This is a genomic window from Pseudomonas helleri (assembly GCF_045830615.1).
Classification (GTDB): Bacteria; Pseudomonadota; Gammaproteobacteria; order Pseudomonadales; family Pseudomonadaceae; genus Aquipseudomonas; species Aquipseudomonas helleri.
Genome location: NZ_CP174501.1, coordinates 2,659,493 through 2,684,455, shown reverse-complemented (window position 1 = coordinate 2,684,455; position 24,963 = coordinate 2,659,493). Strand labels below are relative to the sequence as shown.

16 protein-coding genes are annotated in these 24,963 nt (G+C 56.3%); 8 read left to right on the top strand and 8 right to left on the bottom strand.

What is annotated here, in order from left to right:
• The first annotated feature begins 393 nt into the window (after positions 1-393).
• Together ACJJU9_RS12115 and ACJJU9_RS12110 are read left to right on the top strand one after the other, a co-directional pair.
• Positions 394-2,052, top strand: coding sequence for a nitrite/sulfite reductase (locus ACJJU9_RS12115; protein ID WP_407730868.1), 1,659 nt, complete (start codon positions 394-396; stop codon positions 2,050-2,052).
• Entirely contained in the window at positions 2,036-2,530 is a 495-nt protein-coding gene (locus ACJJU9_RS12110) for a DUF934 domain-containing protein (RefSeq protein WP_153328907.1), read from the top strand. Before ACJJU9_RS12115 ends, ACJJU9_RS12110 begins: the two co-directional genes overlap by 17 nt.
• 48 nt (positions 2,531-2,578) lie before the next feature.
• Here the strand turns inward: ACJJU9_RS12110 and ACJJU9_RS12105 are convergent, their stop codons facing one another.
• Entirely contained in the window at positions 2,579-7,696 is a 5,118-nt protein-coding gene (locus ACJJU9_RS12105) for an NEL-type E3 ubiquitin ligase domain-containing protein (protein WP_407730867.1), read from the bottom strand.
• A gap of 180 nt (positions 7,697-7,876) precedes the next feature.
• Entirely contained in the window at positions 7,877-8,896 is a 1,020-nt protein-coding gene (sohB, locus tag ACJJU9_RS12100; protein WP_407730866.1) for a protease SohB, read from the bottom strand.
• Between the two features lie 204 nt (positions 8,897-9,100).
• On the opposite strand from sohB, the gene ACJJU9_RS12095 reads away from it, so the two are divergent.
• The 4 genes from ACJJU9_RS12095 to ACJJU9_RS12080 all read left to right on the top strand — a co-directional run bounded on the left by ACJJU9_RS12095 (position 9,101) and on the right by ACJJU9_RS12080 (position 12,227).
• Positions 9,101-9,811 carry a histidine phosphatase family protein gene (locus ACJJU9_RS12095; RefSeq protein ID WP_407730865.1) on the top strand — a complete coding sequence of 237 codons (711 nt, stop codon included), beginning with the start codon at positions 9,101-9,103 and terminating at the stop codon, positions 9,809-9,811.
• A 55-nt stretch (positions 9,812-9,866) separates the two neighbouring features.
• Positions 9,867-10,181 (top strand): SCP2 sterol-binding domain-containing protein, encoded by a 315-nt coding sequence (locus ACJJU9_RS12090; RefSeq protein WP_048371688.1) that lies wholly within the window; start codon positions 9,867-9,869, stop codon positions 10,179-10,181.
• Between the two features lie 186 nt (positions 10,182-10,367).
• On the top strand, positions 10,368-11,435 hold the full coding sequence (locus tag ACJJU9_RS12085) for a phosphotransferase family protein (protein ID WP_407730864.1): 1,068 nt from the start codon (positions 10,368-10,370) through the stop codon (positions 11,433-11,435).
• Positions 11,436-11,459: 24 nt separating this feature from the next.
• Entirely contained in the window at positions 11,460-12,227 is a 768-nt protein-coding gene (locus ACJJU9_RS12080) for an SDR family oxidoreductase (RefSeq protein WP_407730863.1), read from the top strand.
• 76 nt (positions 12,228-12,303) lie between these two features.
• Here the strand turns inward: ACJJU9_RS12080 and ACJJU9_RS12075 are convergent, their stop codons facing one another.
• Positions 12,304-15,237 (bottom strand): RHS repeat domain-containing protein, encoded by a 2,934-nt coding sequence (locus ACJJU9_RS12075; RefSeq protein WP_407730862.1) that lies wholly within the window; start codon positions 15,235-15,237, stop codon positions 12,304-12,306.
• 267 nt (positions 15,238-15,504) lie between these two features.
• Between ACJJU9_RS12075 and ACJJU9_RS12070 the strand changes: the two genes are divergently transcribed.
• Positions 15,505-16,026, top strand: coding sequence for an AAA family ATPase (locus tag ACJJU9_RS12070; RefSeq protein ID WP_407730861.1), 522 nt, complete (start codon positions 15,505-15,507; stop codon positions 16,024-16,026).
• Between the two features lie 367 nt (positions 16,027-16,393).
• Here the strand turns inward: ACJJU9_RS12070 and ACJJU9_RS12065 are convergent, their stop codons facing one another.
• Positions 16,394-17,719 (bottom strand): sigma 54-interacting transcriptional regulator, encoded by a 1,326-nt coding sequence (locus ACJJU9_RS12065; protein ID WP_407730860.1) that lies wholly within the window; start codon positions 17,717-17,719, stop codon positions 16,394-16,396.
• A gap of 351 nt (positions 17,720-18,070) precedes the next feature.
• Here ACJJU9_RS12065 and ACJJU9_RS12060 point away from each other — a divergent pair, with 351 nt between their 5' ends.
• Positions 18,071-18,337, top strand: a complete 267-nt coding sequence (locus ACJJU9_RS12060) for a hypothetical protein (protein ID WP_048371701.1) — start codon at positions 18,071-18,073, stop codon at positions 18,335-18,337.
• A gap of 72 nt (positions 18,338-18,409) precedes the next feature.
• Here ACJJU9_RS12060 and ACJJU9_RS12055 read toward each other — a convergent pair whose 3' ends face one another.
• Genes ACJJU9_RS12055 through cobW form a run of 4 tightly spaced genes read right to left on the bottom strand, consistent with a single transcriptional unit; the run spans position 18,410 to position 24,935 of the window.
• A complete protein-coding gene (locus ACJJU9_RS12055; protein WP_407730859.1) occupies positions 18,410-19,036 on the bottom strand; it encodes a vWA domain-containing protein in 627 nt (208 codons plus the stop codon).
• Positions 19,037-19,062: 26 nt separating this feature from the next.
• Positions 19,063-20,070, bottom strand: a complete 1,008-nt coding sequence (locus tag ACJJU9_RS12050) for an ATP-binding protein (RefSeq protein ID WP_153331615.1) — start codon at positions 20,068-20,070, stop codon at positions 19,063-19,065.
• A 20-nt stretch (positions 20,071-20,090) separates the two neighbouring features.
• Positions 20,091-23,861, bottom strand: a complete 3,771-nt coding sequence (gene cobN, locus ACJJU9_RS12045) for a cobaltochelatase subunit CobN (protein WP_407730858.1) — start codon at positions 23,859-23,861, stop codon at positions 20,091-20,093.
• A gap of 3 nt (positions 23,862-23,864) precedes the next feature.
• Positions 23,865-24,935, bottom strand: coding sequence for a cobalamin biosynthesis protein CobW (gene cobW / locus ACJJU9_RS12040; protein WP_407730857.1), 1,071 nt, complete (start codon positions 24,933-24,935; stop codon positions 23,865-23,867).
• Between the last annotated feature and the right edge of the window lie 28 nt (positions 24,936-24,963).

Here is a 24,963-nt window from a genome sequence, read left to right as displayed (position 1 = left end):
GTCACCTGATATCGAATCCAGCAAGAGGTACGCCGTTTATGAATGGCTGCTCCAGAATAGCGCGGCGGCCGCTACCAGGATGACCAGGAAAAGAATGGCCCACGCATCGACTTTGCTGCTGGTTTTACGCACTTTCATTTGAGTTCTCATCGCATCGCCTTTTTTCGGTTTTATGGGTGAATGCTTAGAAGAATGTCTCTAAGTAAAGACCTGTAATACCCTTTGTACAAGTAAGTGATTGAGAATCAGCCTCTTATAGTCGCTTTGGTTCTTTGCATATGCTTAAACATCACTTTTGCGCATAACTACAAACTGGTATCTTGCGACCGCTCCGTGGGGAGTGCGCGGCCGTGCGCGCAGATAAGCTGTAAGCAGCCTGAGAACAGGACCTATATGTACGTATATGACGAGTACGATCAGCGGATCATCGAGGACCGCGTAAAGCAGTTCCGAGATCAAACCCGACGCTACCTGGCAGGGGAGCTGAGCGAAGAAGAGTTCCGCCCTCTGCGCCTGCAAAATGGCCTTTATGTCCAGCGTTTTGCCCCAATGCTGCGGGTTGCCGTGCCGTATGGCCAGCTGACTTCGCGTCAAGCACGAATGATGGCAAAGATTGCCCGCGACTACGACAAAGGCTACGCCCACATCAGTACCCGCCAGAACGTACAGTTCAACTGGCCGGCTCTCGAAGACGTGCCCGATATTCTGGAAGAACTGGCGACCGTGCAAATGCATGCCATCCAGACCAGCGGTAACTGCCTGCGTAACGTCACCACCGACCAGTTCGCCGGTGTGGCGGCGGATGAACTGATTGACTCGCGCCCATGGTGCGAAATCGTTCGTCAGTGGACCACCTTCCACCCGGAATTCGCCTACCTGCCACGCAAGTTCAAAATTGCGATCAATGGCTCGGCGTCTGACCGTGCAGCCATCGAAGTTCACGACATCGGCCTGGAGCCTGTGTTCAACGAAGCGGGTGAACTGGGCTTCCGTGTACTCGTGGGTGGCGGCCTGGGCCGTACGCCGGTGGTCGGCGCATTCATTAATGAATTCCTGCCGTGGAAAGACTTGCTGAGCTACCTCGAAGCCATCCTGCGTGTTTACAACCGCTATGGCCGTCGTGACAACAAGTACAAGGCCCGGATCAAGATCCTGGTAAAAGCCCTGACGCCTGAGGTCTTTGCTGAACGCGTTGAGGCCGAAATGGTTCACCTGCGTGGCGGCTCGACCACGCTGACCGAAGCGGAAGTTCAACGGATCGCCAAGCACTTCGTTGACCCGGCTTACAAAGCCCTGCCTGACTTCGGCGCAGAACTGGCCGAGCTGGACAAGCAGCATCCAGGCTTTGCTCGCTGGCGCAGCCGCAACACCCTGGCCCACAAAAAGCCGGGTTATGTTGCCGTTACCCTGTCGTTGAAACCCACCGGTGTTGCGCCGGGCGACGTGACCGACAAACAGTGGGACGCGATTGCCGATATGGCCGACCGCTACAGCTTCGGCCAGTTGCGCACCTCCCACGAGCAGAACATCATCCTGGCCGATGTTGAAGAAGGCCAGTTGTTCACCATGTGGGGCGAGTTGCGCGAACAAGGTTTCGCGACGCCGAACATTGGTTTGCTGACCGACATGATCTGCTGCCCGGGCGGTGACTTCTGCTCGCTGGCCAACGCCAAGTCGATCCCGATTGCCGAATCGATCCAGCGCCGTTTTGAAGACCTGGACTACCTGTTCGACATCGGTGAGCTGGACCTCAATATTTCCGGTTGCATGAACGCCTGTGGTCACCACCACGTCGGTCATATCGGTATTTTGGGCGTGGACAAGAAAGGCGCTGAGTTCTACCAGGTGTCACTGGGTGGCAACGCCAGCCGTGATGCCAGCTTGGGCAAGATCCTTGGCCCATCGTTCGCACAAGATGACATGCCGGATGTGATTGAAAAGCTGATCGACGTCTATGTTGAAAAACGCAATGAAGATGAGCGTTTTATCGACACTTACCAACGTATCGGCATCGACCCTTTCAAGGAGCGCGTCTATGCAGCGAATAATTAAGAACAACGAGGTTATCGACGAAACCTGGCACTTGCTGCCAAAGGACGCAACCTTCGACGGTATTTCCAACTGTGACGACCTGATCGTGCCGCTGGCATTATGGCGCGAACATGCTCACGCCCTAAAAGCCCGTGATGGCGGTCTGGGTGTGTGGCTGGACAGTGATGAAGAAGCCGAAGAGATTGGCCAGGATGTTGAGCACTTCCAGGTAATTGCCCTGAACTTCCCGGCCTTCACCGATGGCCGCAGCTACTCCAACGCCCGCCTGTTGCGCGACCGCTATGGTTTCAAAGGTGAGTTGCGCGCCATTGGCGATGTACTGCGTGACCAGTTGTTCTATCTGCACCGTTGCGGCTTTGACGCGTTTGCCATTCGCGCTGACAAAGACCCGTATGAAGCACTGGAAGGCCTGAAAGATTTTTCGGTGACCTACCAGTCTTCAACCGACGAGCCGATGCCTCTGTTCCGTCGTCGTTAAGCACAGCGTGACAGCCCTGAGCGAGCCTCAGGGCTGTTTACGCAGCGCTTAAATATCTGGCGATGGTGTTTCGCCCGGAACAGCCGACGCTGACACAACGTTAGTCTCCAATTCCATTTGGGTCAGTTGCTCTATAACGTCTGCAATGGCCTGTTTGCGCTCTTTGCCCACCCTTTCAGCCTCTTGACGGTATTCATCACTGCTGAGCGTTGCTCGCTTTGAGTACACCTCATCCAGCATCTCTTGATACTTGCTCATTACGGCTGTGAACGACTCTGGCTTTTTTTTCTGCAAATAATCGCTCCAGAATTCTTGCCCGGAAATTGAATGCACCAGCGCCGGTACTTGCTCTTGATCGAGTACATAACGCTTTGCGGTGTCGAGATGCGCTGCCGATACGTTTGCAATATTGCCAAAGCGCATGCTGGTTGGGCGTGCGGGCAACTCCAGCGGGCTGGCCAGATTGACGTGATAAAACATCTGGATCTCCAACGGGTCAAGACGTCGTATCTGCTGCTCTACACTGCCTGGGCTAAGTAGCTCTGCCAACCTCGTGCCTTCCGCACTCTCCAGACGATAAGCAACCCCCTGCTGCTCTACCGCCGGCATGTCGGCCAATGGCCCGGAAGCCAGATCCGGATTTATCGCATCAACCAATTCTTGCAGTTGCTGCACGTACTCGCTCTGCGTGGCATGGATGGCATCTATCCGCGCTTTGATAATGCTCAACACATGCTTGTTGAGCATTTCGATACGGAACAACCCGCGCGCCAGCTTGAGCATTGCGCTCTCACCTTGCTCCGAGTGCTCCGCCAGAAAAACCAGATGCTCAAGCTCCAGCTCTGCAAACACCATTGCAATGCCGTCACCACAGGTACTTAAGTGCCCAGCCAGAGTAAATAGACGACTGCGCAATTGGGTGCTGTCGTTAGCGGCTTTTAACAGCGTCCAGACACGCAGAGTCAAATCCACCCGTGCGTTGGCAAATTGCGATGACGTACTCAGATCTTCAATGACCGCGAAAAAATCACCGGCGCCAGGCTCACGCAGCAAAGCGTTCCACACACGGCTTTGCTCAGCAGTGGGCTCAACAACCCAATGCTTGATACCTTGAGTTCGAGACACATGTTGACGTACATCCACCATGCCCAGCGTAATTTGCTGGCTGTCGCGGTAAAGACCTAAACGTCTGGTTGAGTCAGGGGTCAATGGGTTGTCATGCAATGAAGTCACGCGATTAATCGAGACCATTGACTCGGTCAAAATGGCACTTGGAATAAAACTGATCGAGTTATTACGCAGGTCCAGCGTCTGCAGGTCATTCAGTATGCCTATGCCTGTTGGCCATTCACTCAACCCGGTGTAACGCAGCATCAAATGCTGCAGTTGTGGCATCTGCTGCACTGAAAAATTGCGACCCAATGGATTACCGGTCAGCACCAGTGTTTTTAGTTTTGTTTTCGCCGACAGGATGTTGGCACTTTCAGGGGTCAATACAATTTGATTGTTGCGCAGATTCAAATGTGTCAACTCTGGCATGGTAACTATAGAAGCCGGAAGCTCAGTCAACTGTGTGGTGTTGAGGGAAAGATGGCGCAGTTCAGTAAATTTCTCTAAAAAACTCGCGGGTACGGTGCTCGTAGTGTTGGACAGATGCAACGAGAGGATATGCCGAAAATCCGCCTCAAGAGGCGGCAAAGCATCCACCGGCCAACCGTTGAGATCCAGTTCGTAGCCTGCGGCCCCTTCCAGGCTGACCGGCGTGCTCAATCTGCGCCAGGCCCGAATCAGCGACCGGCTCATGGCTCGTTTGGTTTGAACAGGCACCAACGTGCGCTGCCCTCTGGACGGATAGCTCCAGGCATTGACCTCTTCCCAGTCCTGTAACGTCTTGCGCAGCAGATCCAGCTCGGCTTTAAGTCTCACCAATTCACTGGCAGCCTGAATCGGCGTTTGCTGCAAGCGGTATAAATAATGTCCTATCTGGGTTTCCGACATGTTTGGGTACAGATCTTGAACCAATTCTTTTAATGCCAACGGTTTGCTAGCGTCGAGCTGATGTCCGGACCGGCCGCCTAACGTGTAACCCACTCGCCCATCGGCCAGGCGCATGGGGGATTTAAACCAGGGTTTTATAGGTTGTATGCCCAATGCGCTAGCTGAGCTATCAGGTTGCTTGGCTGCCAGGATGGCAACGCGTGACATGAAGTCTGAATAAGACAGTGTTGTGCCTGAGTTAAGCCCATTACGTTCGTTGTCAGTCAGCGATTTAAACACGCACGCCGTCAAATCCGGGCTGGTAAACGGTTGCCCCACGCTTGTCCCGGAAAACTCATAAAGTTCGCCTTTTTTAAAAATCTCTCGCCTTGACGAACCGGTCTCGCCTTCAATGACACTTATTTGCTCATTGTTCAGGCTGCTGCGCACTGAAATAGTCACTTTCTTTGGCCAGCCAGGCAGTTGCGCGATGGTTTTCCAGGCCAACGTTTGGCTGTCAGCGCTGCTCAAGGCTTCGCAAGCAATCCCCTCAATAGCTCTATTTAAACGCAGCCTTTGTGCATAGATGCGCGCCTCTTCGGCAGCACGCAGGGGCATGTGAGCACGATAGGTGAGCGCGGTTAACTCATCCTGCGTCAGATGACTGACCAGCTCTTCAAGCACATTTAGCGGCAAGCCTGGAAATTGCTTGCTGATATTTTTAAGCGCGGGCTCAAGAGCTTTTTCCACCGTATAAAGGCTTGAAACCAGTGTGCGTTGGCTTGTGTGCGCCAGACTGCCCAATTTGCGCGCCAGCACCAACGTTTGCGCCTCCCTCCCTGTTACCGACTCCCCCAGCAATGTTTCGATCTGCGTCGCAGAGAGCGCCTCAAGCGTTGCGTCAAGCAACTCGCCCTTATTAATGCGCGCCTGACTGATTTGCGTCCTTGAATAGGCTCTTTCAGGGCTCACACCGAAGTCCTTGAAGGTTCCTCGCGGTAAGTCAACCACCCTCAGCCCCAGGCCTGTTGGCCAGCCGGGCAACTGTGGCAGCAGTTCAAGTTGCATCGGCGCGAAATCTGAAGTGGCATACACACCCTTGAGCATCTGCGACGAAAAATACTCAATTTGCTGACTCAACCGCATACGTTTGATGCAATCTGCCAACAAAGGCGGCCTTGGCAGCGTGTCGATGTACATCGTGCGCAACTCCCCCTCGGTTGTGCCGGTCAGTAACAGGATCAACTCGGCGGTCGCGTCGGAAAATAGCTCTGTATCAGGGCCCAGACGCTTGAATAGCTGCAAACGTGACCATTGCATCGGTGCATCAAACTCATGAGTCCAGGCCCCGCTGCCGTTATGTCTCAACAGGGGGCTATAGCCTTCCGGGTTTCGCACCGGATCAATCGACATACGCCCCTTACTGACGTCCCCTTGCACTTGATAGACCTTTTGCTCAAGTTGGAGGTAGTGCACGCCCTCTAAGTGGTAGAGGCCTTGAGCATCAGGCTTGAGCCCGGTCAAGATTTCTGGCCGACGCTCATAGGGCTTCAGATCCGCTTTCCACAAACGTTTCTGACCATTACTGCGGGTAATTTGCGTCAGACGATTGACCATAGTTGATGAACTTAACGACTTGGCAACACCTGGCACGGCGACCATTGAAAGGTTCTGCGCAACATCAAACAGGTGTTCAAGCGCAGCCACTTTGTCGTTACGCTCCCAGGCCTCAATGCCTTCGAAGATATCGACCCCTAGCTGCACGACGCCAAACAGCAACATGAATTCGCCCACCACAGGCACAAACCCCAATGCCAGCGTCAGGGCGCTCAACCCTGCGTTCCACAAGGCGGTCTGCCGTTCAAGACGTGATTTGCTGTCTTCGTCTGCCGTCGGTATGACTAACAGGCGAGCGTCATCTTTAATCTGCGCCAGTTGTAACTCCCAGGACTTTTCAAAGGGGTTGCTCAACTGCGCAATCACCTCACATTCATTGAAGATTGCAGGTTCGTAAATAATAGGGGGACGCAGTAATAACAGAGAGTCCCAGGCAACCTTTTTAAGATCTGTTCTCCTGATGAATTCGGCGCGATAGCGCAAAGGTACCAACTTCATAAAGTAATCGGCAAACTCACGTTGGGTGAGCCATTCGCGCAGTTCAACCTTGAATTTGTCGATGTCATCAAACGCATAAAAGGCCCGTTGCGGCGCTTGTGGCATGTACACGATACAGCGTTGCCTTTGACCCGCAGGGAGTTTTTCTGGCCATAAGACAATCACACCGGCGACTTCAAATCCCATGAGCTTTAATGTGCTGTGAAGGTTGGGGATGGTTTGCGCAGCGACATTGTGGTTCAGCAGTGTCGCCTGTATGAAATCATAGTGCTCGACCGTCACATGGCTTTTCATATATGCCACTTGCAGTTCCGCCACAAACTCAAGTCGCTTATTTGAGACAAACATCGACTTCAGTTTGGACCCTTTAGAGCGTTGATCCGTTATTTCAAACTCGTTATCAACGGGCGTGAACACACTGCTCAAATGGTCTTGATACTTTTTACCCACATTGAGCTCACGGCAAATACGTGCAAATTTTTCGGGCTCGTATTCAGACAGATCAACCAACACATTTTTTTGCACCCCATAAATAGCAGTGCCCGGGTCAAATCCGCCTTTGACTGTTTCAGCCGCCTCAAAATTCTGCAAAGCAGCCTGTAGCAAATCATGATGGCTGGTACTGGAAACCAGATTGACCTCCAGCGAGCTGGGTATCAATGACTCCGGCAGCAGAAACTTGGCCAGACTATCAACCAGCTTGGTTTGCTGATTCGAAATAAACAATACCGCATTGCTTAACAGCCGGACCTGTTTAAAACCATGGGTCTTAGGGTTGACAGTTGTCCAGCCATTGGTGACCAGGGCGGCCTTTAACAATGGCTCAGCAAACTGCTCTATAGGCTTGATGTCAGCAAATACTTTGGCAATCTCGGATTGGGTCGCATGCCATTCCAGCATGGTCTTGCGCAAAGTGTCACGCATCAACACCGACGTGTCTTTAAACCACGCAGGTATTTGTTTCGCGATTAAATCCTCATGGAGATGCTGTACTTCGAGGTTGCCCCATTGGCTGGCTGTCAGCGGTTTCTCTTGAACGGTAGAAGTTTCGGATAAGTCACGTGCATCTGTCATGGCATTAGCCTTCATCAGAAGTAGGGACTTCAGCTTATAGACAGCGCACGTATAAATTTAATGGAATAACTGATGACTAACTACATAAATGCAACTGCAATTCGAGGGAAACCACTACATAAATAACGCACATTTAACAAACCCCCGGTTGCGGTAATAAAACCGCAACCGAGAAGCTAATTACCAGAAACGCTGTTGGGTCAAACGGCTCCACAACGAATCTGCCACGCGCTCAGCTGAGTGGCTGGCAGCGAGCCCTACTCGCTCTTGCAAGCTTTTGCGCTGAACATAATGCAAGTGAAACAGCTGTGCTTGTTTGGCACGCTCAGACAAGTATTCATCGCTGGTTTTCAACTCATCAACCAGCAACTTGTCCACCGCGGCCACACCCAGCCAGACTTCCCCGGTGGCAATCTGATCAATCTCCAACTGCGGGCGGTACTGGGCCACGAAGTTCTTGAACAATTGATGAGTGATATCCAGGTCCTGCTGGAACTTTTCACGGCCTTTTTCGGTGTTCTCACCGAATACCGTTAACGTGCGCTTGTACTCGCCAGCGGTGAGTACTTCGTAATCAATGTCGTGCTTTTTAAGCAAGCGGTTGACGTTTGGCAACTGCGCCACCACCCCGATAGAACCTAAAATCGCGAACGGCGAGCTGATAATTTTTTGCCCGATACACGCCATCATGTAACCGCCGCTGGCGGCCACTTTGTCGATGCAGATCGTCAGCGGGATGCCGGCCTGACGAATACGCGCCAGCTGCGATGAGGCCAAACCGTAGCTATGGACCATGCCACCGCCGCTTTCCAGGCGCAAAACCACTTCGTCAGCCGGTGTGGCCAGCGTCAGCAATGCCGTAATTTCATGACGCAGGCTCTCGGTTGCCGAGGCTTTGATATCGCCTTCAAAGTCCAGTACGAAGACCCGTGGCTTTTCTTCCGGTTGTTTCTTCAGCTTTTTATCGACCTTGGCCTGCTGCTTGCGCAACGCCTTAAGTTGATCTTTGGACAACAGTGATTGCTCGAGCTTGTCGCGCAGGCCTTTATAGAACTCGTTCATCTTGCTGACCTGCAATTGCCCGGCAGTCTTGCGACCTCTGCCACGCAATGCTGCCAGGGTCACCAGGACTACCAGAATGGCAACCACCAAAGTGACGGTTTTAGCCAAAAAACTGGCGTATTCGGCAAGAAATTCCACAGCCTCTCCTTACAAACGCTTGCAGCCCTCGGGACAGGGCCGCGTAATGCTGCCCAGCATACCGACGTGATACCGGGCCTGCCAGCCGTGAAACACCTTGTCGACGGTGCTTGCAGACAATTCAAACAAGCGTATGTTTTTTTATTGACAGGCTCCCGGCATCCTCCTAACCTCGCCAGACTTTCAACGTGCCGGGAAGCGGACGTGGGCATCATCTATTTGATTCGACATGGGCAGGCCTCATTCGGTGCAGACGACTACGACGTGCTGTCGCCTCTGGGTATACGCCAGGCGCAAATCACAGGTCAGCATCTGGTTGACTTGGGGATACGCTTTGATCGCTGCCTGTCGGGTGATTTACTGCGCCAGCAACACACCGCCGAACATGCCCTCGCCCAGTTCACTGCTGCCGGATTACCCACGCCCGCACTGGAAATAGACCCGGCGTTTAACGAGTTTGATGCGTTCGGGATTCTCGATGCGCTATTGCCAGGCATTCTGCCGCAAGAGCCGAACGCCCTGCACACGCTGAAAAATGCGGCTGAACAGCCCGAAGAGTTCCAGCGCATCTTTGATCTGATTATTGCGCGCTGGCTCAGCGGCACCTATGACACCCCGCAGATCGAAAGCTGGCTGGCCTTTGTCGAGCGCGTACAAGGTGGCCTCAATCGCGTGCTTGATCACGCCGGCCATAAACAAAACATTGCCGTGTTCACTTCCGGCGGCAGCATCACTGCCCTGCTCCACCTGTTGACCCAAATTCCTGCCAGCGAAGCCTTCAAGCTGACCTGGCAAATCGTCAATACCTCGCTCAGCCAACTCAAGTACCGTGGCCGTGAGGTAACCCTGGCTTCCTTCAACAACCATGTGCATTTGCAGTTGTTGAAGACGCCATCGCTGATCACCTACCGATGAGCGTTGGCAACCGCGACCTGCGGGTCGCCGTAACCCACCCTAAAAGGATCGTACCATGACTTCTGTAGCTGATGCCGTTCAAGCAATGAAAGCCAAATTCAACCCAGCCGCTGCTGCCGGCCTGGACCTGGTATTCGGTTTTCGCATTGATGAAACCAAGAACTTCTCGCTGGTAGTCAAAGACAGCACGTGCGAATTGCTGGAAGGCGAAAACCCGGACGCACAAGTGACTCTGGTGATGGACGGCGAAACTCTGGAAGGCATCGTCAGCGGCGAAACCGACGGCATGCAAGCATTCATGGGCGGCAAGCTGCGCGCTGAAGGCGACATGATGCTGGCCATGAAGCTGAGCGAACTGTTCCCGTCGTAAGCCACACGCAACATCCTGAAACCGAAGCCCCGTGCTTCGGTTTTTTTTTGGCTGTGCTTCACTCAATGCCAATCAAGGGCACTGATTATTCACTAACACGCGTACCTATTAAGGCTGTGCTTGGCGTTACAGCGCATTAGATTAGCGAATGTTGTCAGGTCACAAAAATAAGCAGAAGAGATAAACATGACGCTTACCGACTCATCTACCCGTATCCGTTCTGGCGAAGAGCTCGACGCCAGCCAGATTGATCCTTATCTCAAAGCTCATATTCCCGGGCTTTCGGGGCAGCCGACAATTAGCCAGTTTCCGGGTGGAGCCTCAAACCTGACCTACTTGATTGAGTACCCGGGCGTCGAGTTGGTCCTTCGCCGCCCACCGTTCGGCCATAAAGCCAAGTCGGCTCACGATATGGGCCGAGAATTCCGCATTCTCAACCAACTGAAGGACGCGTTCCCGTACTGCCCCAAAGCCTATGCCCATTGCACCGATACCAGCCTGATCGGTTCCGAGTTCTATGTGATGGAACGGGTCAAGGGCATCATTTTGCGCTCAGACCTGCCGCGCGAACTGGCGTTCAGCGCCGACGACACCCAAGGACTGTGCCAGAGCTTTATCGACAAACTGGTCGAGTTGCATCGGGTTGATTACGCCGCCTGTGGTCTGGGCGAACTGGGTAAGCCAGAAGGTTATGTCCAGCGCCAGATCTCGGGCTGGAGCGATCGCTATGAAAAAGCCCTGACTCCCGATGCTCCGCTTTGGGAGGAGGTCAAGGCGTGGCTAAAGGCAAAGATGCCCGCCGACCATTCAACCCCTGCGATTGTTCATAACGACTTTCGCTTCGATAACGTGATCCTTGATCCAAACAACCCGATGCAGATCATCGGCGTGCTGGACTGGGAACTGACGACCATTGGTGACCCGCTGATGGATTTGGGCAATACCCTCGCCTACTGGATCGAAGCTGACGACCCGGCACCGGTCCAACTGATGCGCCGCCAGCCCAGCAATGCCGCCGGTATGTTGACCCGCCGCGAGTTCGTCGACTACTACGCCGAACGGTCAGGGATTCAGGTCGATAATTACGACTTCTACTACACCTACGGGCTGTTTCGTCTGGCCGGTATCGTTCAGCAAATTTACTACCGCTACTACCACGGTCAGACCCGGGACAAACGCTTTGCACCGTTCGTACATATGAACGCACTGCTTGAGCAGATGAGCCTCAAGGTCATCCGCCAGTCCAGCCTTTAAGCCCGCGATAAACAGGGAATCAGCATGTCCAAGACTCAATTGTTCGACCTTGACGGCAAAATCGCCTTTGTTTCCGGCGCCAGTCGCGGCATTGGTGAGGCCATCGCAAAGCTCCTGGCCCAGCAAGGCGCCCATGTGATTGTCTCGAGCCGCAAGCTCGAAGGTTGCCAGCAGGTGGCTGAGGCGATCATTGCCAATGGCGGCACCGCGACAGCCATGGCCTGCCACATTGGTGAAATGGAGCAAATCACCCGGACCTTTGCGCGTATTCGCGAAGAGTTTGGCCGCCTCGATATTCTGGTAAACAACGCGGCGACCAACCCGCAGTTTGGCAACGTCCTGGATACAGACCTGGGCGCGTTCCAGAAAACAGTCGACGTGAATATTCGTGGCTACTTCTTTATGTCGGTTGAAGCCGGCAAGCTGATGCGCGAACACGGCGGCGGCAGCATCATCAACGTGGCCTCGATCAACGGTGTCTCGCCGGGGCCATTTCAGGGCATTTACTCAATGACAAAAGCTGCGGTCATCAACATGACCAAGGTGTTTGCCAAGGAGTGTGCGGGTTTCAGCATCCGCTGCAATGCGCTGCTGCCGGGCCTGACCGATACCAAGTTCGCCTCGGCACTGGTCAAGAACGACGCCATTCTCAAAGGCGCACTGCAACAGATTCCGCTCAAGCGCGTGGCCAACCCGAGCGAAATGGCCGGTGCAGTGCTGTATTTGGCCAGCGATGCGTCCAGCTACACCACGGGTGTGTCATTGAATGTGGATGGCGGATTCTTGTCCTGATCACGCTTGCCCAGAGGTCGATCGGCAGGATGGCGATCGACCTTTGTGTGACCTTCGATAGTCGAAAGATCGTGATTCAGCGTAGGGTCGTGCGCAACGCGCTTAATATGCGGGTGTAACCTTGTCTTGCGGCTAGCACCAAAAGCCCTCTGAACTCTGTGAGCGCCGTCGCCACTCCGCGTGCCGCACCGACCCAGAATCGGGTTCGCGAGCTTTGCCCGGAAGCGGGCTGGCCAGTGACAAAAGCGGCAATGGCTTCAATCCCCGCCCCCGACCAATACCCCCACGCTTGATTGAACATTCGGCTTAACCCGCCGTGGCCAGTGGCTTCAAGTTCAGGAAGTTGAATCGCGTCTACATGGGCATCGTAAACGGCGGTTGCGTGACCAGCACGAATTAAGCTGGCGGCGCCGGCATCGTAACCCTCCATAAGCGGCCCGACATTGGGCATTAAAGCCCCAGGAATTGAACTGTTATAAATCGTGTTGGGTATGGTGGCCAATCCATAAGCCGCAGCTGCCATTAGTGTTCTGGGGGCGCGAGCAGCCAGCGGCGTTTGTCCCCATGACACAGTCGTACCCAGCCCCCGTACAATTTGCTGCCCCACCTCCCTGGAAAACGCCCGTACGTGCCCGATTAAACGTTCCCGGGCCACGGGATCCCACTCCTGTTCAAGGTCAACTGCGCCGCCATCGTTCATGCTGACAAACGCTCTGTCAGCAGCAGCGACTACTGCGACACCTGCTATCGGACTCAAGCGCGTCCAATTGCCTAATAATCCCGCTGCCATGTGCCCTAGAGCCAGCCCATCCAGCACCGCCACGACTTGCCTCAGCACGTTATTCAGGACGCGCGTCGGTTGCCGGCCTGCAAACAACAGCAGATCGACCCCCGCCCCAAGCGCGTTGCTTGCGTAGGTCGCCAATGAGTCACGAATAGCAGCCGAGCTTGCCGCCTGCAAAGCCGGGCGAATTCGCTCGCAGAAGCGTGCGGCTGCACCGCGAAGCTGCGAGAAGCGATTGACTGGTGCCTCCAAGGCCACTTTCTTCGACGCCATTCCTTGACTGTCGACATAACTGACGGGGTTGCCGCGTGCCATCGCATACAGGTTTAAACCATCAATATCCCCGCCTGGGTCGGCGTTGATCCAGCGCCCCAGCCACGGCGCATAGTAGCGATACCCGTAGTAATACAGCCCGCTGGCATCGCGCTCTTTGCCTGAGTAACGAATGGTTTTATACGACGCGTCAACGGCGTTTTTTGCCGCCCACCAGGCGGTACCGCCATAGGGATAATAGGTCTCTTGGCTCAGTACTCGCGCGCTGCCATCCAGCTCCAGCGTGCTGCTGCCCAGGTTGTCCGAAAGAGCAAAGCGTATTTGTTCATTTTCAATGCCCTCAGGGCGGCCTAGTTCCCACTGCAAGATCCGGATGCTGTGCAATGCGCCTGAGACAACTACGGTATTCAACCACTCGCCGGTAGCGCTGTTATGGTGGATTTCAAGGCCGGGCAGGTAGCGTACTTCGCTGCGGTGGCTCTGATTTTTGGCAACGCTACGGCGGATTTTCAACACCCGCTGTCCGCTGCTGTCATAGCGATAGGTTTCGTCATCGTCCTCACCGTCAGGGCGCACGACCTGGATGACACGCTGCAACTGATTGCGCACATTCCAGCTGAGCGTCTGCCCCGGCTGCAGTGCCAACTGGTTACCATTTTTATCAAACCCGCTGCCCAACCCCGGTGCCAAACCGGCGGGGCCTTGTTCTACGCCGTGGTTGCTGTGGGTGGCGATGCTCATCTGCCGGGTGTAGCCCGTGGCCTGGGCAGGAAGGTGTCGAAGTGCGCTCAGATTGCCGCTGGCATCGTAGCGGTAGTTTTGCCGGTAGTGACGGCACAGATTGGCCTGGGTCGAGCCAAAAGGCACCGCCTCCAACAGGCCCGACCCGCTGGCAGCGCGGGTACTCTCACGGCCCGTAGCCTCGATCAGTCGGTAGAGGCTGTCATAGCGGTAGGTGTTCTGCGCCTCGGTCCGTGTGTTGTCAAACCACTGCACCGGCTGCGCCGCGTCACTCACGCTCAACACATTGCCAACACGGTCATAGGTGTAGCTCAAGTCTTGCAATGGCTCTTCGGCCTTGCCTGACCGATAGCAGCGCAAACGCTGCAGGCGCTGATTAAGTGCGTTGTACTCAAGCACGCTGACGACGCCATTACCCGCGCGCTCACTCAGCACTTGCCCGGATGCGCTGTATACCCTTTGTTCAACCAGGGTTTGGGCGCTGCCGCGGGCAAGCGTAACGCTCACACCGGTCAGCAAGCCATCCACGGTATAGCCCGTACGCTGAAGATTGCCCTTGGAATCAACCTGCTCGGCAAGTTCACCTGAGGCCTGATAACGCCAGGTACTGGCATGCCCTGCGCTGTCCTGCTGCTCGTCACTGAAGCGGCGTATTTGCTTCGACAGTTGGCCAAGTACATCGTAAGACTCAAAGCGCACATCACCTGCCGGGTCGACATGGTTGATCAGTCGGCCACAACGGTTGCGCATGGCCTCGCCGCGAGTTGACGACCCGTAGGTCAACTGCTCGACAAACACGGGGACGCTTTCGTCACTGGCTTGCTCAGCTACCCCGGTCAGGCGTAACAAATGATCGTATTCGAACGTTTGGCAAGCGCCGCGTGAGTCCCAGCGCCGGATCACCTGGCCAGAACTGCCCAGCCAACTGATCCCCTGCCCTTGGTCGACGCTGTCACTCAACAGCAGTCGGCCCGACAGTGAGTAACTCATGCGTTGGTTGGGCCTGACACTCGTGTCGTTTTCGTGCAGGACTGATAAGCGCGGGTCCCATTGATCCTTGAGCACCCCGAGAGGATTGAACGCGTTTCGGTTGATGCGCGCCTGCACGGCGTCATGAGCGTTTTGACGGTAATAAGCCACTTGGCGAATACTCAACCCGCGTGGGTCGAGCGCTATCAGCGATGGGGTGTGTTGATGTAAAGACGCAGGCATAAGGTGTGGTCCTGAACGGCACAATAATTAAAAAGTGTAGCGATCAGGTTCCATGCCTCCTGACTAATCAGGGCGTGTTTTGTATCCATATAAGAACGCTTACACCCTTTAAAGCGCCTTCAACGGTTCACTGCTGGCTGCGTCTGACTGTGCGCAGAACTGTGATGTGCAGGGATTCCCAAAGATGCAAGGACTGCGGGTACAATCCCCGGCTTTCTCTCTGAACCAAGGGTTGCCAATGTCCGGGCTGGTGATGGTGCTGCGCATATGAAGGTCGTGGTCTTGGCTGGCCCGGAATCCAGCGGCAAAAGTTGGCTCGCGGCGCAGTTGCAGGCTCATTTTGGTGGCGTGTTGGTGGGCGAATATGTGCGCTACTTCATTGAGCAGAACCCGCGTGATACCTGCCTGGCCGACATTCCGACCATCGCCCGCGGGCAACTTGGCTGGGAGGATCAGGCCCGAGCCAGGCAACCTGAATTGTTGATTCTGGATACTCACTTGTTGAGCAACATACTCTGGAGCCAAACGTTGTTTGGCGACTGCCCGCACTGGCTGGAGCCGCAGTTGCTCAGCCGTCACTACGACCTGCATTTGCTGCTGTCACCCGACGACGTCGAATGGACGCAAGACGGTCAGCGCTGCCAACCGCTGCTGGCCGAACGCCAAGCTTTTTTCAACGCCAGCCGGCAATGGCTCGAGCAGCACCAACAACCACTGCAAATTCTGACCGGTGATTGGAAAACTCGGCAGCAACAGGCCTTCGCTGCCGTCCAGGGTTTACTTGCGTAAACCCGCTGAAACACTCGCAGGGCCTTAACGCCTTATAAAACTTGGGTTTAAAGCTTTTAAACAAAACTGTAACGAGACTGAGACATCTACGCCCTGCGAATCCGGGCGTTAATCCTTAATCCGACTCATATCTGAAACACTGCGCTAGGTTGCCTCTGAAAGGGATGTTGTAACTTGCTGTTTTAAAAGCATTGCTTACTAACGGCACAGGTATTGCTCCGTACTGCTTAACGTTTAAATCAATACGTACACACAGCACGTTGGTCTGTTGAATAAAGTTCGGAGTCTGCAATGAAATCTGCCGATGCTCTCAAGCCTTTGGTTTATGCCCTCGCCGCATTGATGGCCGCCGCACAACCGCCGCGCCCTACCGAATGTGATGCTTGCGCAACAACCGATAAAAAGTAGGCCGGGACACACCGAGCACTTTGGCCGCAACGCTCAGGTTATTAGAGTGACGATGCAACACATCGCACAATGCCTGCCGTTCAGCGCGGTGTTTGTAGTCTTCAAGGGTCTCCATGGCTTGCTGAGTCGTGGTGTGAGACTCCAGGCCCAGGTCAGCCGCTTCGATTTGTCGGCCTTCAGCCAGTACCAGGCCACGACGAACCCTGTTGGCCAGTTCGCGAACATTGCCCGGCCAGGCATGGTTGCCCATCGCGATCAGGGCGCCCTCACTGAACGAGCGTGGGCGCCGGCCAGTCTCCTGGCTGTAAAAGCGCGCAAAGTGGTTGGCCAACAGGCTCAAATCACCATGTAATTCACGTAACGGGACGGTAGAAACCTGTAACACGTTGAGGCGGTAGTACAGGTCTTCGCGAAAACGGCCTGACTGAATCGCGGCTTCAAGATCGATATGGGTGGCCGCCAAAACTCGGACATCCACGGCGATCGGTTCACCGCCACCGACCCGTTCAATGTGTTTTTCCTGCAGAAACCGCAAGAGGCTGGCTTGCAACTCCAGCGGCAGGTCACCGATTTCATCGAGGAACAGCGTGCCACCGTTGGCCGCCTCGATACGCCCGATCTTGCGTTGGTGGGCGCCGGTAAATGCGCCCTTTTCGTGACCAAACAGCTCGGATTGAATCAGATTCTCGGGGATTGCCCCGCAATTGATCGCCACAAACGGCTTGTCGTGACGCAGGGACTGATGATGCAACGTTCGCGCAACCAGCTCTTTGCCAGTACCGCTTTCGCCACGGATCAGGATCGGCGATTCGGTGGGAGCGAATTTGCCGAGCAGTTTGCGCAATTCGCGCAAGCTGCGGCTATCACCCAGCAGTTCATGCCCCTCGGCCTCGACAAGGTTGACCACATGATCACGCAACCGGGCCATGCCGAATGCGCGACCGAGCGTCACCTCAACCCGTGGCACATCAAAAGGCAAAGTGTGGAAATCAAAGAACCACTCACAGACAAAGTCCCCGACATTTTTGAGTTTCAACACCTCGGGGCTGACGACAGCGATCCATTGAGTGCCACTGCGGTTGATCATTTTTTTGAGCGGGTCGGGCCGCTCCAGGTGCTCAGGCAGCAAACGAAACAAGCCGACGTCACACGATCGGTCGATCACGGACTCCAGGCTGCAACTGTCTACCGACCAGCCGATACTTTGAAGCCCAGGTAATAACTGGTGACAATCTTCGAAAGGATCTACTACTAACAGACGCCGAGGTGATGACATTTCAAGCATGGCTAATCCCTCGCGCCATTGAGTAAAAAGAGTTGTAGAAACAAAGTGTTGATATGGGTGAGCGTAACGTTAGCAACTGGATTGGCGGTGACTTGTACCGTTTCTTTATAACGGTAATAGCCAATTAAACTTTGCCAATCCAAAGTGATATCGCGCCATTGCAACAACCCTTTAAGCGGATACAGACAGCCGTTCAGAGTTGATCTAAATCAATGAGGTAAAAAAAATTAAAAAAAGTGACACGTGTGTGTGACCCGAAGCAGGTCTCAGGACATCAGTACAAGTAACCAACCGAACGGTACGCCCAGCCGACGGTTAATCATTTGATGGGCACACATGAGAGAAGACCCTATGAACGCCCCGCTCCGTTTCAACGAAGCACTTTTGATTGCCGGCCACGCCTTTGAACCTTTCCAGTGCGTTGCCTGGGCAGCGCCTGATGGCCAAGGCGAATTGAGCCTCACAGTGATTGACCGCACCAACACCCGTATCGGGCGCAAACAAATCTCGTTGAGCGCGTTGTCTGACGCCACCCAGCTGAAAAACCTGCTAGCCCAGGCCCGTAACGAACTGAGCGATGAAGGCTACGCGCTACAACCTTGGGTAATGCCGGCTTAACAGCCGCCCGAGGTGTAGGAGCGAGCTTGCCTCGCGATCTTTTGATTATTTAAACGATCGCGAGGCAGTCAGTTACGCGTCAATATGCCGGTAATCGATTTGCAACTGCGCTGCCATTTGCTCAGCACGCCCCAGACGAATCGGACCTCGCTCGATATCAATCAACAGGCCCGGACAATCCAGTTTCGGCAACGCCTGCCCTTCTTTTAAACGTCCGTCGGTGATCAGCAAAAAACGCTGCTGCTCTTGGGGCAACTGCTTGCGACGCACGTCTAACCAGCGCGAAACCTCTTGCAACGCTTCCAGCAACGGCGTGCCACCACCCGCTCCCAGACTCTGCAACCAGTTATCCAGTGCTTTTGAAGCCTTGGCACCGCTGACGTGCCAGTGCGGCGCGTTACCACTGGCCGTCATCACGGCAACTCGGGCACGTTGGCGGTAGGCATCTTCAAACAGTTGCGCCAACAAACCTTTGGCATCGCCCAGTGCCTGATGCCGACGGGTTGAGGCCGATGCATCAATCACCACCAGCCACAGTTCCTGCGCAGCATTTTGGCGGCTTTTAAAAGCCAGGTCGTCGCGACTCTGCGGACGACCTCGCTGCAGTGTTTGCAGCCAATCAATGGCGCCGCTGTCAGCACGGCGACTGGCGCCCTGCCGCCCCTGCTCAAGGGTGCCCGACTGAGGTTTGGCATCCACCCCCGCCGTTGTACGAGGGCGAATGCCTAAGGCTTTTTTGGCCAGCTCGGCACTTCACGTCGAGCGCCCATGGCTTGCGGTTGCGCAGGCAACTCACCCCATTGGCCCTGGCCTGAACGGCTGGAGCTTCCCGCCGACTGATCCTGGGGTTGAGGCTGTTCGGGGGTTGGCGCTTGAGGCGGCTGTTCGCGGCGACGATGACGCAAGGCGAACTCGGCCACGGCATCAATGTCTTCGAGGCTGATTGCATTCGCCCCCCGCCATGCGGCGTGAGCCCTCGCGGCACGCAGCCAGACCAGGTCGGCGCGCATGCCATCCACGCCGGCCGCGAAGCAACGTTCAGTAATGATGGCCAGCGAGTCATCGTCCAGCGCAATGCCCTGCAAACTGTTGCGGGCCTGCTGGCAGCGCTGGCGCAACGTGTCTTGTGCCTGCTCCCAGTGCGCGCAAAAACCTTGCGGGTCGCTATCAAAGGCCAGCCGGCGACGGATGATTTCACTGCGTTCTGCCGGCTGCGGCTGGCCGTTCATGGCCACGTTCAGGCCAAAACGGTCGAGCAATTGCGGGCGCAGTTCACCTTCTTCGGGGTTCATGGTGCCGATCAGCACAAAGCGCGCCGGGTGACGATGGGAAATACCATCACGCTCAACCACATTGATGCCGCTGGCCGCGACGTCCAGCAGCACGTCTACCAGATGATCGGCCAGCAGGTTGACTTCATCGACATACAGCACGCCGCCATCAGCCTTGGCCAGCACGCCAGGGGAAAACTGCGCCTTGCCCTGGCCCAGCGCAGCGTCCAGATCCAGGGTGCCCACCAGCCGTTCTTCTGTGGCACCCAGCGGTAAGGTGACAAATGGCCCGCTGGCCAGCACATCAGCCAGGCCACGGGCCAAGGTTGATTTGGCCATGCCCCGCGGGCCTTCGATCAACACACCGCCGATTTTCGGGTCAATCGCCGTCAGGCACAGCGCCAGTTTCAATGAATCCGCGCCAACCACCGCCGACAGCGGGAAATGCGGGGTGTCCGTCATGGGTTGAGCCCTTTCAAAAGTCAGTCTTCTTCAATGTCCAGCAACAGATTTTCCAGCGCCTCGCGGTAGTCGCCCGGTTCGCTCCAGAGCCCGCGCTGCTGGGCTTCCAGCAGGCGTTCGGTCATGTCGCGCAAGGCATGCGGGTTGTGTTGCTGGACGAAATCACGGGTGTTCGGGTCGAGCAAATAGGCATCTGCGAGCAACGCGTACTGATGATCGTCGATCAATTGGGTGGTCGCATCAAACGCAAACAGGTTGTCGAGCGTCGCTGCCATCTCGAACGCACCTTTGTAGCCGTGACGCTTTACCCCTTCGATCCACTTTGGATTAGCGGCACGGGAACGGATCACCCGATTCAACTCTTCCTTGAGCGTGCGTACTTTCGGCAAGTCCGGCTGGCTGTGATCGCCATGGTAACTGGCCGCAGTTGTACCGCTCAGGCTCTCGACGGCCGCCAGCATACCGCCCTGGAACTGGTAATAGTCGTTGGAATCGAGCAAGTCATGCTCACGGTTGTCCTGGTTCTGGACCACCGCCTGCACCTGGCTCAAGCGCTGGGCGAACTGCCCGCGGGCAGCGGTGCCTTCATCGGCGCCACCGTAGGCGTAGCCGCCCCAATTGAGGTAAATCTCTGCCAGATCTTCGCGGCTTTGCCACAGGCGCCCGTCAATCGCGTTTTGCACACCTGCACCATAGGCACCCGGCTTGGCGCCGAAAATACGCCAGCCCGCCTGCCGCGCTGCAAGTTCCGGGGCCAGGCCGTCCCGTTCAAGTTGTTCGCGTTCGCTGCGCACTTTGGCGGCCAGCGGGTTAAGGTCATCCGGTTCATCCAGCGCAGCCACCGCCTGAACCGCCGCGTCAAACAGGCGGATCAGGTTGGCAAAAGCGTCCCTGAAGAACCCCGAGACCCGCAGGGTCACGTCTACCCGAGGCCGGTCGAGCAAGCTGACCGGCAAAATCTCGAAGTCATCGACGCGCTGGCTGCCCGTGGCCCAGACCGGGCGCACGCCCATCAGCGCCATGGCCTGGGCGATGTCATCGCCGCCGGTACGCATGGTCGCCGTGCCCCATACCGACAACCCCAGTTGGCGCAAGTGATCGCCATGGTCTTGCAGGTGGCGTTCAAGAATCAGGTTGGCGGACTGAAAACCAATCCGCCACGCAGTGGTCGTGGGCAGGTTGCGTACATCGACCGAAAAGAAGTTACGCCCGGTGGGCAGTACATCCAGACGCCCGCGACTCGGGGCGCCACTGGGCCCGGCAGGTACGAAACGCCCGTTCAGGGCATCTAGCAAACCTTGCATCTCCGCCGGGCCGCACGCGTCCAGACGCGGCGCGACGACGTCCTGCAAAGCATCAAAAATCGAGCGCACTTCAGCCCATTGGTCGCTGTCCGGCAACTGCAAGCCGCCGTCTAATGCTTGCTCGATTAACTGTGCAGCGTACAACTCAAGACGCTCACGGGTGTCTCCGGCAGTGCGCCACAGCGCCTCGCTGACGGCTTGCAGCTGCGGCGGCTGACGCTGGGTCCAGGGTTCGGCCAGCGCGCAGTCCAGCGGGTCGAAACTCAGTTCAAAGGCTTTAGCCAATGCCCGCAACAGACTTGATTGGGCGCCCCGGCCATCACCACGGGGGATGCGCAGCAACGCCAGCAAGGTGTCGATACGCAGTCGCCCGGCCGGGGATTCGCCGAAAACATGCAGCCCGTCGCGGATTTGCGACTCTTTGAGGTCGCACAAATAGGTGTCCAGACGCGGCAACCAAATAGCCGCATCGGCATCGCTGTCGAGGTTGTCGTCCAGTTGCAGCTCGCGATCAATGTGGGTGTCGCGTACCAGCTTGAGAATATCGCCCTGCAATTCGCGGGCGCGGCGCGGGTCAAGCAACTGCGCCTCGTAATATTCATCGGCCAGCAGTTCCAGATCACGCAGCGGGCCGTAGGTTTCGGCGCGGGTCAGCGGGGGCATCAGGTGGTCGATGATCACCGCCTGGGTGCGCCGCTTGGCCTGTGCGCCCTCGCCCGGGTCGTTGACGATAAACGGGTAAACATTGGGCAGTGGGCCGAGTATCGCATCCGGCCAGCAGTGTTCAGACAGGCCGACGCCTTTGCCCGGCAACCATTCCAGATTGCCGTGTTTGCCCACGTGCACCACGGCATGGGCGCCATAGGTGTGGCGCAACCAGAAGTAAAACGCCAGATACCCGTGCGGCGGCACCAGATCCGGATCGTGATACACCGCGCTGGCGTCCACCTGATAACCCCGGGCAGGCTGAATGCCGACAAAGGTCAAACCAAAACGCAGCCCGGCAATCATCATGCGGCCACTGCGGAACATCGGATCGTTGTGCGGCGTGCCCCAGCGCTCGTTCACGGCCTGGCGATTGGCTTCGGGCAACTGATTGAACATTGCCCAGTATTCATCCAGGCCCAGACTTTGATGGCAGGGCCGCAGGTCAAGGCTGTCCAGATCGTTGCTGACCCCGCCCAATAGCGCTTGAATCAACGCGGTGCCCGATGCTGGCAAGTCGTCTTGCAGCGGATAACCCTGAGCCTGTAACGCGCGCAATATATTCAACGCCGCCGCCGGGGTATCAAGTCCCACGCCATTACCAATGCGCCCATCACGAGTCGGGTAATTGGCCAGAATCAGGGCAATGCGTTTTTGCGCGTTGGGAACACGGGCCAGTTCAACCCAGCGCCGTGCCAGCTCGGCAACAAAGTCCATACGCTCGGGTTGTGCGCGGTAGCACACCACGTCTGACTGGCTGCGCTCACTGCGCCAGGCCAGGTCTTTGAAGCTGATAGGGCGGCTGATGATTCGCCCATCCAGCTCGGGCAAGGCAATGTGCATCGCCAAATCACGCGGGCCCAGGCCTTGTTCACTGTCGCGCCAGCCGGGTTCATTGTCTTGAGCGCAAATCGCCTGGATCACCGGAATATTGCGCCGGAACGGCCGCAGATGCGGCGCTTCCGGGCTGGATTGAGCAAAACCGGTGGTATTCAAAATGACCCCGGCATCAACCTCATCGAGCAGATCTTGTACCACCGCCAGACAGCCCGGCTCTTTAAGGCTGGCCACCGCCATCGGCAAAGGGTTTAGCCCGGCCGCCTGTAAGCGCTGGCAAAACACATCGACAAATGCGGTATTGGCCGCCTGCAAGTGCGAGCGATAGAACAGCAATGCCGCTACCGGCTGCCCGGCTTGCCAATCGGCTTGCCAGTGAGCAAGTTCGGCGCTGCCGTGCTGCGGGTGGTAGATGGCCGTACGCGGCAAGGTTTGTGGCTCGCCCCACGGATAATCGCGCTCCAGCCACAGACTGGCCAGGCAACGATAGAGTTGCAACGCGTTTGTCCGCCCGCCCTGGCGTAAAAAGTGCCACAGGCGCTCGGCGTGTTCGGGGGGTACGGTGCTCAACGCGCTGAGCTCCGGATCGGGCCGGTCATCGCCCGGCACCAGAATCAACGTCACGCCGCGTTCGGCCAACTGCATCAACCGCTCGATGCCATAGCGCCAGTAACCAATGCCGCCGTGCAATGACAGCAGAATCACTTTGGCGTGTTGCAGCACCTGATCGACATACAGATCGACCGAGCCGTGGTTTTGCACCTGCATCGGGTTAGCCAGACGCAGGCTTGGATAATCTTCAGGCAACTGCTGCGCGGCGTCCGCGAGCAGTGCAAGGCTTGAATCACCGCTGCACAGGATCACCAGCTCGGCGGGGGTCTGGCCTAGGTCGGCAATGTTGTCGTCCGATACAAAGCCACCGGGCTGGGTCCTGAGCAAATGCATGGTTTAAGCGCCCAACGCTGTACGCAGTGTGGACTCAAGCAAGGCTGCGTCCAGGTCCTGACCGATCAGCACCAGTTTGGTGGTGCGTGCTTCGTCGCTGCGCCAGGCGCGGTCGAAGTGCTTGTCAAAACGCGTGCCCACGCCCTGGATCAGCAAACGCATCGGTTTGCCAGGAATGGCAGCAAAGCCCTTAACCCGCAGAATGCCGTGCTTGACGACCAGATCCGTGAGTGCGTCAAGCAGCAGGCGCTCTTCTGCTTGTGGCAGCTCGATGGAGATCGAGTCAAAGGCGTCGTGGTCGTGATCGTCGTGGTCATCATCGCCATCGTGGTGATGGTCGTGATGGCTGTGGCGGCTGTCGATATGGTCTTCAGAACCGGCGCCCAGGCCCAGCAGCACGTCTAGCGGCAGGCGACCGCTGCTGGCTTCGATGATTTTTACCGCCGGTGGCAGTTCTTCAGCGACTTCTGCACGAACTTTGGCCAGGTCTTCGGGGTTAATCAGGTCGGTTTTGTTGAGGATCACCAAGTCTGCACTGGCCAGTTGATCAGCAAACAGTTCGTGCAATGGCGATTCGTGGTCCAGGTTGGGGTCGAGTTTGCGCTGTGCGTCGACCTGGTCCGGGAAGGCGGCGAAGGTGCCACGGGCAACGGCCGGGCTGTCAACCACGGTGATGACCGCGTCAACGGTGCAGGCGCTGCGGATTTCTGGCCACTGGAAGGCTTGAACCAACGGTTTTGGCAAGGCCAGGCCCGAGGTTTCGATGAGGATGTGGTCGATGTCGCCGCGACGGGCAACCAGTTCGCGCATGACCGGGAAGAACTCTTCCTGCACGGTGCAGCACAGGCAGCCGTTGGCCAGCTCGTACACGCGGCCGTTGGCTTCTTCTTCGGTGCAGCCGATGGAGCATTGCTTGAGGATTTCACCGTCGATGCCCAGCTCGCCGAACTCGTTGACGATCACGGCAATGCGACGACCTTGAGCGTTGTCCAGCATATGGCGCAGCAAGGTGGTTTTGCCCGAGCCGAGAAAGCCGGTAACGATAGTGACGGGGGTTTTGGCCAGTGTTTTCATCGGATGCCCTTTGGCAAAGCGGCGGGCA

Coding starts and splice junctions, on each gene's coding strand:
- ACJJU9_RS12115 (WP_407730868.1), top strand. CDS start 394: ATGTACGTATATGACGAGTACGATCAGCGGATCATCGAGGACCGCGTA.
- ACJJU9_RS12110 (WP_153328907.1), top strand. CDS start 2,036: ATGCAGCGAATAATTAAGAACAACGAGGTTATCGACGAAACCTGGCAC.
- ACJJU9_RS12105 (WP_407730867.1), bottom strand. CDS start 7,696: ATGACAGATGCACGTGACTTATCCGAAACTTCTACCGTTCAAGAGAAA.
- ACJJU9_RS12090 (WP_048371688.1), top strand. CDS start 9,867: ATGACTTCTGTAGCTGATGCCGTTCAAGCAATGAAAGCCAAATTCAAC.
- ACJJU9_RS12085 (WP_407730864.1), top strand. CDS start 10,368: ATGACGCTTACCGACTCATCTACCCGTATCCGTTCTGGCGAAGAGCTC.
- ACJJU9_RS12080 (WP_407730863.1), top strand. CDS start 11,460: ATGTCCAAGACTCAATTGTTCGACCTTGACGGCAAAATCGCCTTTGTT.
- ACJJU9_RS12075 (WP_407730862.1), bottom strand. CDS start 15,237: ATGCCTGCGTCTTTACATCAACACACCCCATCGCTGATAGCGCTCGAC.
- ACJJU9_RS12070 (WP_407730861.1), top strand. CDS start 15,505: ATGAAGGTCGTGGTCTTGGCTGGCCCGGAATCCAGCGGCAAAAGTTGG.
- ACJJU9_RS12065 (WP_407730860.1), bottom strand. CDS start 17,719: ATGCTTGAAATGTCATCACCTCGGCGTCTGTTAGTAGTAGATCCTTTC.
- ACJJU9_RS12060 (WP_048371701.1), top strand. CDS start 18,071: ATGAACGCCCCGCTCCGTTTCAACGAAGCACTTTTGATTGCCGGCCAC.
- ACJJU9_RS12050 (WP_153331615.1), bottom strand. CDS start 20,070: ATGACGGACACCCCGCATTTCCCGCTGTCGGCGGTGGTTGGCGCGGAT.
- cobN (WP_407730858.1), bottom strand. CDS start 23,861: ATGCATTTGCTCAGGACCCAGCCCGGTGGCTTTGTATCGGACGACAAC.
- cobW (WP_407730857.1), bottom strand. CDS start 24,935: ATGAAAACACTGGCCAAAACCCCCGTCACTATCGTTACCGGCTTTCTC.